Annotated in this window: 5 protein-coding genes; 1 reads left to right on the forward strand and 4 read right to left on the reverse strand. The window is 35.4% G+C overall.

The annotated features are described in order from the left end of the window. Nucleotides 1-8: 8 nt before the first annotated feature. Nucleotides 9-3,038, reverse strand: a complete 3,030-nt coding sequence (locus ABEB18_RS15050; protein WP_348800144.1) for a SusC/RagA family TonB-linked outer membrane protein — start codon at nucleotides 3,036-3,038, stop codon at nucleotides 9-11. Nucleotides 3,039-3,724: 686 nt separating this feature from the next. Here ABEB18_RS15050 and ABEB18_RS15055 point away from each other — a divergent pair. Further along, nucleotides 3,725-4,015, forward strand: a complete 291-nt coding sequence (locus ABEB18_RS15055; protein ID WP_348800145.1) for a helix-turn-helix transcriptional regulator — start codon at nucleotides 3,725-3,727, stop codon at nucleotides 4,013-4,015. A gap of 521 nt (nucleotides 4,016-4,536) precedes the next feature. Here ABEB18_RS15055 and ABEB18_RS15060 read toward each other — a convergent pair. The 3 genes from ABEB18_RS15060 to ABEB18_RS15070 form a co-directional block, all read right to left on the reverse strand. Further along, nucleotides 4,537-5,897, reverse strand: a protein-coding gene (locus ABEB18_RS15060) for an IS3 family transposase (RefSeq protein WP_348800146.1) whose coding sequence is annotated in 2 segments (ribosomal slippage) — nucleotides 4,537-5,406 and nucleotides 5,409-5,897 — 1,359 coding nt in all. Because the reading frame shifts where the segments join, the coding sequence is not laid out codon by codon here. 146 nt (nucleotides 5,898-6,043) lie between these two features. After that, nucleotides 6,044-6,256 carry a hypothetical protein gene (locus ABEB18_RS15065; protein ID WP_348800147.1) on the reverse strand — a complete coding sequence of 71 codons (213 nt, stop codon included), beginning with the start codon at nucleotides 6,254-6,256 and terminating at the stop codon, nucleotides 6,044-6,046. A gap of 3 nt (nucleotides 6,257-6,259) precedes the next feature. Beyond that, the coding region (locus ABEB18_RS15070; protein ID WP_348800148.1) for an RHS repeat domain-containing protein at nucleotides 6,260-8,152 on the reverse strand (1,893 nt) is incomplete at its 5' end.

Here is an 8,152-nt window from a genome sequence, read left to right on the forward strand (position 1 = left end):
TTTTAAAATTAAAAGGTGATTTGTAAACTACTGGTAACAACTCGAAGCGGTGGCAAATAGCCTGAGGCTTTAAATTCAGGATCCATTCCTTTATAATGGGTCAGCGTTAGCAGATTTTGCCCTTGCAGGCTAAGTTTGCATACAATATTTTTAGTCCAACTTTTTGGTATGTCATAAGAAATGGAAACATTTTTTAAGCGGATGAAGGAAGCATCACTGATAGCGGCATCACTTTGAAAAAAGCGGGTGTTCGCTGTTCGTTTTTGTGAATTGCTATTGCTATAGGATTGATACGGCCCCAAATCCCCTGTATTCTCCCAATGCTCAACAACACCTTCGGGTTGGTTGATCATCGTTCCAGGCATTCCCATTCTGTAGTTTTCATTGAAAGCCTCCTGTTTTACAAACTGAAACAAAAAATCCAGTTGGACATTTCCGTAGCGTAGTTGGTTTTGAAAGCCACCGTAGTATTTCGGGCTTAAATTCTTTATGATTTGTTTATCATCTGCCGCCGAGAATTTGCCATCACCATTAAAATCCTCAAATTGATAAATACCTGTAGTTGGATTAAGTCCTGTATAGTGATAGACCTTTGTTATATTAATGGGTTGTCCCACTACATATTGGTATTTATAGGTGGAACCTTCAAGTCCGGGAAAGGAAAGCAACTCATTTTGAACACAAGTCAGATTGAAAGTACTTGTCCAGTTAAAGTCTGCAGATTGAAAATTTGTGGTTCTCAGACTAAATTCGAAACCGCTGTTTTGAACCTCAGCATCCAAATTAGCCTGTAATTCCGAAAAGCCTGTTGTTCCAGGCAATGGTATTCCTACCAGTTGGTTTGAAGAGCGATTGCGGTACCAAGCTACGGTGGTAAATATCCGGTCGTTCCAAAAACCGGTTTCTAAGGCGACCTCCAGTTTTTTATTGGTTTCCCAACCAAAATCAGGATTAAAAAGCCGTGTAGGCTGTAGTCCTCCAATCCCTTGGTAGGTATTACCAGAAGTGGCATAGGTATCCAAGTATTGGTAATCCCCAATCTGGTCGTTACCCGTTGTGCCATAACTTGTTCGTAATTTTCCAAAACTTACAAAAGGAAGCTTGTCTTTTATGATTTTCTCATTTGAAAATAGCCATGCAGCACCAACAGCGCCAAAATTGGCAAACTGCCTGCCTGGTCCAAAACGACTGGATCCATCCCTGCGTCCAGTGATGTTTATTATATATTTTGTATCCCAGTTCCAGTTAATACGTCCAAAAAAGGCTTGGTATTTGTACACTGATTCATCACTGTTTAGTACATAGTGGTTAGTAGCAGAGGCTGGGTTTTCAATCAAACTATTGCTGGCAAAACCTTCCGCAAGGCTTACCAGTTGATCACTATTTTGTTGTTGAAAAGTTGCTCCTGCTAAAGCGTCTATTTTTCCTTTACCCAATGCGTAATTCCAATTGATTTGTGGCTCAGCAATCCAAGAGTCACGATGAACGGTATTGGTGAACAGCACTGACATTTCGCTCCCCAATCCATAGGCTGGATTATAGATAGTTGAAGGTTGGACATTGTTTTGCCTTTGCTGCAGGTTCGTATAACCAAAGCTTGTTTTTGCCGTAAATCCTGCTCCCAAGCCGTAGGAAAGCAATAGGTTGACAATCAGTTCCTTTGTTTCTCCTTTAATTGTTCCTTCCAATTGGGCAAGTGGATTGTCAAAAGTATTGTTTTCCCAGTTCAGATTTCCCTGCTCATCGTATAGGGCAGGAGCATTTGGGACAAGAGTGATGGCAGTACGGGTATAGTCTAGTGCGGGTAAATTATTGCGCTGAATTGTGTATCCGGCGGTAAAGTTAGTTTTCAATTTCTTATTCTCCGATTCGTGATTTAGATTGAAATGGCCATTACCTTTGATGTACTCAAAATCACCCGGAAGCACCGTAGTTTCCCTACTGTAATTTCCGCTTAAAAGAAATTGGGTTTGCGAGTTACCACCAGATAAAGAGGATTGAACGTTGGTGTAATTAGCAGTTCCTCCTATGAGTTCTTTTTGCCAGTTTGTATTTCGGTTTTGATCCCAAGTTCCATTTACATCGTAGGCATTGGCAGGATAATTGGTAACTCCATCGTTGGCAAAAGCCTCCCGGCGCATAGATAAATACTCAGGGGTCTCCATAACATCCATAAAATGGGCTACTTGTCCAATTCCGTTAGAGTATGTCGCTCTAAAAGTGGTTTTGCCTTCTTTCCCTTTTTTAGTTGTTATCAGTACTACGCCATTGGCACCACGAGAGCCATATATTGCTGTAGCATCTGCATCTTTTAATACTTCTATACTGGCGACATCATTGGGGTTGATACTGTTCAAGGGGCTATTTTGACCGGGTATGTTACCTGAAGTATAGGTACTGCCAATATCCTGAGAAGAGTATGGCACTCCGTCAATAACATAAAGAGGATTATTACCCTCTAATCGCAGACTGTTTTGTCCCCTGATTTCAATAGCAAAACTTCCTCCTGGTGTACCTGTGGTTTGGGTTATATTGACTCCAGCCATTCTGCCTTGCATTGTGGCAAGCACATTGGTAACAGGTTGTTTTTCGATGTCCTTGGCAGTAATTTTGGAGATACTACCTGTACGTTCGCTGTTTTTTACAGAATAGTATCCCGCATTGATTTTGACCTCTTGGAGTTTTGTTGTGTTTTCTTGTAGGTTAATGTTGATTGTACTGCGGTTTTGCACAGGGATTTCCTGTGTCCTATATCCAATGTATGAAAAAACTAAGATGTCGTCTGATGAGGCAGAAAGGGTGTAATGACCATTATAATCTGTTGCAGTAGTACTGGATTTTCCTTTTATCGAAATGCTAACTCCTGCTAAGGGATTTTGACCATCTGTGACAGTGCCTTGAATTTGATGCTGTTGGCTTGTGTTACGAGTTTTCCGAAGTGGATTTTTGGCTTGTATGGATGAAAAAGACAGCAGGCTTCCCATGAAAAACAGGAAACAAAAAGCCTTTACACCCCTTAAGAATGAAAAATTATTCATAATATTGGGTTGGTTAAGTGAAACGTTAGTTTTATTAGCTACGGTCCTCTAGGTTGTTTGGCGACGCGTTAGAGGGCCATTTTTTATTGTACCGCTAAGACGCTATGGCACAAAGATTTTTTTGTGTTTTTTTTTATTACATAGGCATTTGATTTAAAAGGTTTTTAAATAGGAAAGCTTACTGCTGGTGCCTGTTGCAGCCAGACGGTGGCAGTGACTTTCCCAACTAATTCATTAATAATTTAAAGTCTGTTTACGTTTTTTTAAAAGAAATTTTCTTTTTTCCCGTCCCTAAAGGGTGGAAATTTTAGACAGACTCTAATGGTATTGCGAAACTGTACTATGAAGGAATGTCGCTAAGAATGAAGTTGAGTTTTGCCTAATTAATGGCAATAAAAAAAGGCATGGAACTCAGCTTACTACACTAGAGGTACTGGTATACCAGGAAACAATAAGTGAGCCCACGCCATAGGACGTGAGCATCTAAACTTATCATCTCGTTTCTATTAAATTACCAGTTTTCTAGTGCGAGATTCAAAGCGAATGCTTCAATGTTTTATTTGAAGAATCGCAAAATTACAATTTAAGATTTAATCTTAAAACAAAGATAAACTATTTTATCATTATTACCGAATTCGGTAATAATATTTTTTTCAGTTTTATTCAAATTGCACAAAAAGATGGCAATGAAGAATGAAAATAAGACAAAAGAAATTAAAGAATTGATTGCGCAAAAAGTAAAATCTTTAAAAGGTGAAACCGCTTATGCAAAGATTGCTGCTAAATGTGAAATTCATAGTGGTAAGATCAGTAATATTGCTAACAACAAAATTGATTGTCAGCTTTCAAGTCTTATAGAATTAGCCAAAGGTCTGAGGGTGCATCCAAGAGAACTATTTGAAATAGATTTTGATTTTGAAACATATTATCATGAATTAGATTCTACAAATAGTTCAGAAAAAAATAATAGTTTATAAAAAGATGCTTCGGCATTTTTTTTATGCGTATAATCGAAATACTTGTCAATTCGGGATTATCAGTTGTCAAATTGGGAGTAACTGATTTTATGATACTGAAGTATGTTATACGCTGTTCTATATTTGAGGAATGGAATGGTACGAAATAATAATAGGTATTGTAATCTGGCTTGTAGGTGTCTATCTAGGAGTAGAATGTAATGAGCTTAGGAGAAATTATGGTAAGAATGATAGTTGGGAGGAGTAAACACAAGAAATAGGTAAGGACGCTGATGATGTGTGTGTTTTAAAAAAACTTTTCTCAAATAGCTCCAACAAAAGTTATTCCTTATAAAACAAATTTTGATTCTTCGCTTAGCCTATATTAAATAGGAATTCCTTATATGGAACCCATTTTTATAAAAGAATAGTGTGAAAAGCACGGCAAAGATTTACGATACCTCAAACTATAAGGTTGATGCTGAAAACCAAAAGCCACTTCTATAACTAGACTGAACCCAAAAGTTTAGACGAATTTATAATTAATTTTGATAATAATGAGCTCGATATTGTATCGGGCTCATTTTGTTTAAATTGGATTTAATTCTTTCGTTATTATAATAGTAAATGTATTGTTTTATTTCGGTTTTTAATTCATCTATTGTTCTGAACTTTTTTATATAAAAAAGTTCAGATTTTAATATCCCAAAAAAGTTTTCAATAATAGCATTGTCTAAACAATTTTCTTTTCTTGACATACTTTGTATAATTCCTTTTTCTTTCAATAAATACTGATACTGCTTCATTTGATATTGCCAGCCCTGATCAGAATGAAGCGTTAGATTTGTGTCTTTCGGTATTTTATTAAAGGCTTTTTTTAGCATCATAACTACTTGATTAAACACTGGTCGTTCAGTTAGTTCATAGCTGATTATTTCCTGATTAAATAGATCTATTATTGGAGACAAATACAATTTCTTTCCTGACACATTAAATTCTGTTATATCGGTTGCCCATTTTTGATTAGGAGCATTGGCTTTAAAATTCCTCGCTAAAATATTAGGAGCTATTTTGCCTTGTTCTCCTTTATAAGATTTATATTTTTTGATTCTAATAATACTTTTTAATCCCAATTGATTCATTAATTTTGAAACCGTTTTATGATTTATAATTATTCCTCTGTTTTGAAGTTCATCAGTTATTCGTCTATAGCCATAGCATCCTTTATGTTTGTGATAGATGGATTTTATGACTTCTTTAATGATTTTATACTTATCAGGTAACTTACTTTGTTTTTGGTGATAGTAAAAACTACTGCGTGCCATTTCTGTTTGATTTAAAAGTAAATTTAAATCAAACTCATGCCTTAATTCGATTATAGCTTGCGCTTTTTGGCTTCTTCTTCGGCTTGAATTAAGGCTTGTAACTTTTTTAATAGAGCGTTTTCACAACGAAGTCTTTCGTTTTCAAGCAATAGTTCTTCTTCTCGTGTCAGAGGTTTGTCAGATTTACGTTTTTTACGTTTAAAATTACTCATGGATTTTGGTCTGCCTTTAGGTTTTGGTTGTAATCCTTCAATCCCAAATTTAGCAAAATCTCGTTGCCATTTTGTAATTGTACTTCGTGCAGGAATGTTAAATTTTACATAGGCTTGATGTAATGATAAGTGTTTATCGTCAATAGCTTTTAAAACTTTTATTTTAAAATCGGTTGAATAATATTGATTTTTTCTTGGCAATAAACCTTTCTCTCCATAACTGTTGTAAAACTTCAGCCATTTATAAATAATAAATTCATTAACACCTTTTTCCTTTGAAACATCTTTGCGTGTATAATGCTTCTCAATGATAAGTTTTACGCATTCAAGTTTGAATGCAAAATCATATTTCACTTTTCTTTCCATAAAAATACCCCCAAATAGTGTCTAACTTTTTGGGGGCAGTCTAGTTATTGAAGTGGCTTTTTTGATTCTCTTTGTGGACACAGATTGCAAATCTGCGCTATCGTTCGCAACTTTATTCTGGTATTTCCGAGTTATCGGGTTGTGCATTATAAATAATTTGAAATCCCTTTGATAAGAAATAAAACGCCTGCTATAACAAGTATTAGAGCGGCGAACCATCCTTTAAGAGTTTGTGTTTTTCTGAATAAGTTATGATCTGTTTCTTCAAAAAAACTATTCCCGTTACTTTTATAAATCCATTTGGAATACAAAAAACCTGCAATAATACTTAATAATGGTAAAATAATATCCTGTATCATAATTTATTCTTTATCGGTTTTTGCATCAATATACCTATCTATTCCCATAATTTTAAGACTGACATTTTGTTGTAAAATTTCACTACCTAAATTCATTACTTCTTCTCCATCAACATTCTTTAAAGTGGGTTCTAATCCTGGTACTTTGTTTAAGAGTTTTTTTGAAATTTCACCAGCTGCAAAAACACCAGCTGCTTTTGCAATTTTAAATCCATTTTTAGAGACATCATTTCCATAATACACTTGTGCAGAAGCTGCTGCCGTTGATATAACAGAGCCACCAAGAGAAATACTATTTCCAATACCAGCAAGAGGCACGCCAACTTCGGCTAAAACTCCTGTAGCTGTCAAGGCATATCCAGCAATAGCTATACCATCTCCTATATCTTGCAAGCCTTGACCCAAATCACTAAACTTATTTATTCTTTGTCTAGTTCTCCAGCTACTATAAAATTTACCAGTACTATAAACGTGGGCTTGTAATTGCCCTAAATAAGAAGCATCACCACGATTATTTTTAGTAATTGTAACTTCGCTTAAGGCATCGTGACCTGTGAATTCATTTGTGGTATTATCTACACTTCCTGCTTTACCATTACCGATATTATCAGAGTAAAAGCTACCACCTGTATTGGTCCAAACTGTTTTTCCGCTACTATTGTTACTATTGTTCCAGAGAGAATTTATAAATTCTTGCGAAAGCAATCCGCTTGGATCCATCCAAAAAACAGGATTGTTTCTTGCAAATGCAAAAGGTGAAGTTGAAAAACTCATTTCAGACAAAGCATCTATCGAGTTAAATCTACCTAGAGCATTATCATATTGACGGAAATCCATTGCTGTAACATTAAGCCCCAGCTCGTCCTGCAGCTCTTTACCATTGTACTTATACTTTAAACCGTCATTGGTAGAATTTTTAGCCGTATTATATCCCTCCTGTTTTAATCCAAATGGATAATAATTATTTTCTTCCTGAATAACAAGAGCTTTGTCGTAACTTACACGAATGTTACCCAAATGATCTTTGTACTGATAAATATATTTAAAAGAACTTGCTGTAACAGCTTCTACATACCCTTCTGCTGTTGGGAAAAATTTTAGTCCCACTTGGTTTGAGCCAGCTTTTACATATTGATAACCTCCCAAATAATCTGTTGTGGTAATGTCTGAACCCTGGGTAACCACTTTCTGAACCTTTTGTCCTGCTGCATTGTAAATGTAAACAATATTTCCTGCTGTACCAAAGGTAATTTTAGTTGGTAAATCTAAATGATTGTAGGTAATACCATCGGTAGTAGCCGTTCCAATTCCTTTGTTTAAGTCTTTTTTCATATTACCATTGGCATCATAGCTATAATCAGTCCCAGATACATTTTTAAATTCATATAAAAAATTAGAATTATTAGCTTGTGTATCGTCAACACTACTCAATTGATTGCTTTGATTAGTATTCAAATAATTATAAGTCAGATTATCTATCAAGGTTTGCGCACTATCATTCAAACTTCCATAACGTGTTAGATGCATGATATTACCATTCTTATCATAATCCATCTTCTCATTATATAAATTCAAAAAAATAGTATTAGTATTATCTACTTTTTTATAAATAGCTTCTCTAAGTCTGTTTATATTATCGTATTTATAGCCATAAGTCCTCAAATTTCCTTCATCAAAATTTGTTTTCCATTGGGTCTCGGAGATATTCCCGTTGTATAAAGCATTAACACCGCTAATACCCGAACTTGGAGTATTATAATTGATTTTAAAGGCAAAAAGGTCTTTGGGGTCGCCTGATTTACTCAGTGCCGCTACATCATTAATACCCTTCAACCAACCACGGATGTTATAGGTATAATCTACTATTTGGGTCGGGGCTGCTGTAGTATTCCCAAC

Origin of the sequence: Flavobacterium adhaerens (assembly GCF_040045115.1) — a bacterium.
GTDB classification, from domain to species: domain Bacteria; phylum Bacteroidota; class Bacteroidia; order Flavobacteriales; family Flavobacteriaceae; genus Flavobacterium; species Flavobacterium adhaerens.

Excerpts from the sequence above, each read along its gene's own strand:
- ABEB18_RS15055 (WP_348800145.1), top strand. The coding sequence starts at position 3,725 with ATGAAGAATGAAAATAAGACAAAAGAAATTAAAGAATTGATTGCGCAA.
- ABEB18_RS15065 (WP_348800147.1), bottom strand. The coding sequence starts at position 6,256 with ATGATACAGGATATTATTTTACCATTATTAAGTATTATTGCAGGTTTT.
- ABEB18_RS15050 (WP_348800144.1), bottom strand. The coding sequence starts at position 3,038 with ATGAATAATTTTTCATTCTTAAGGGGTGTAAAGGCTTTTTGTTTCCTG.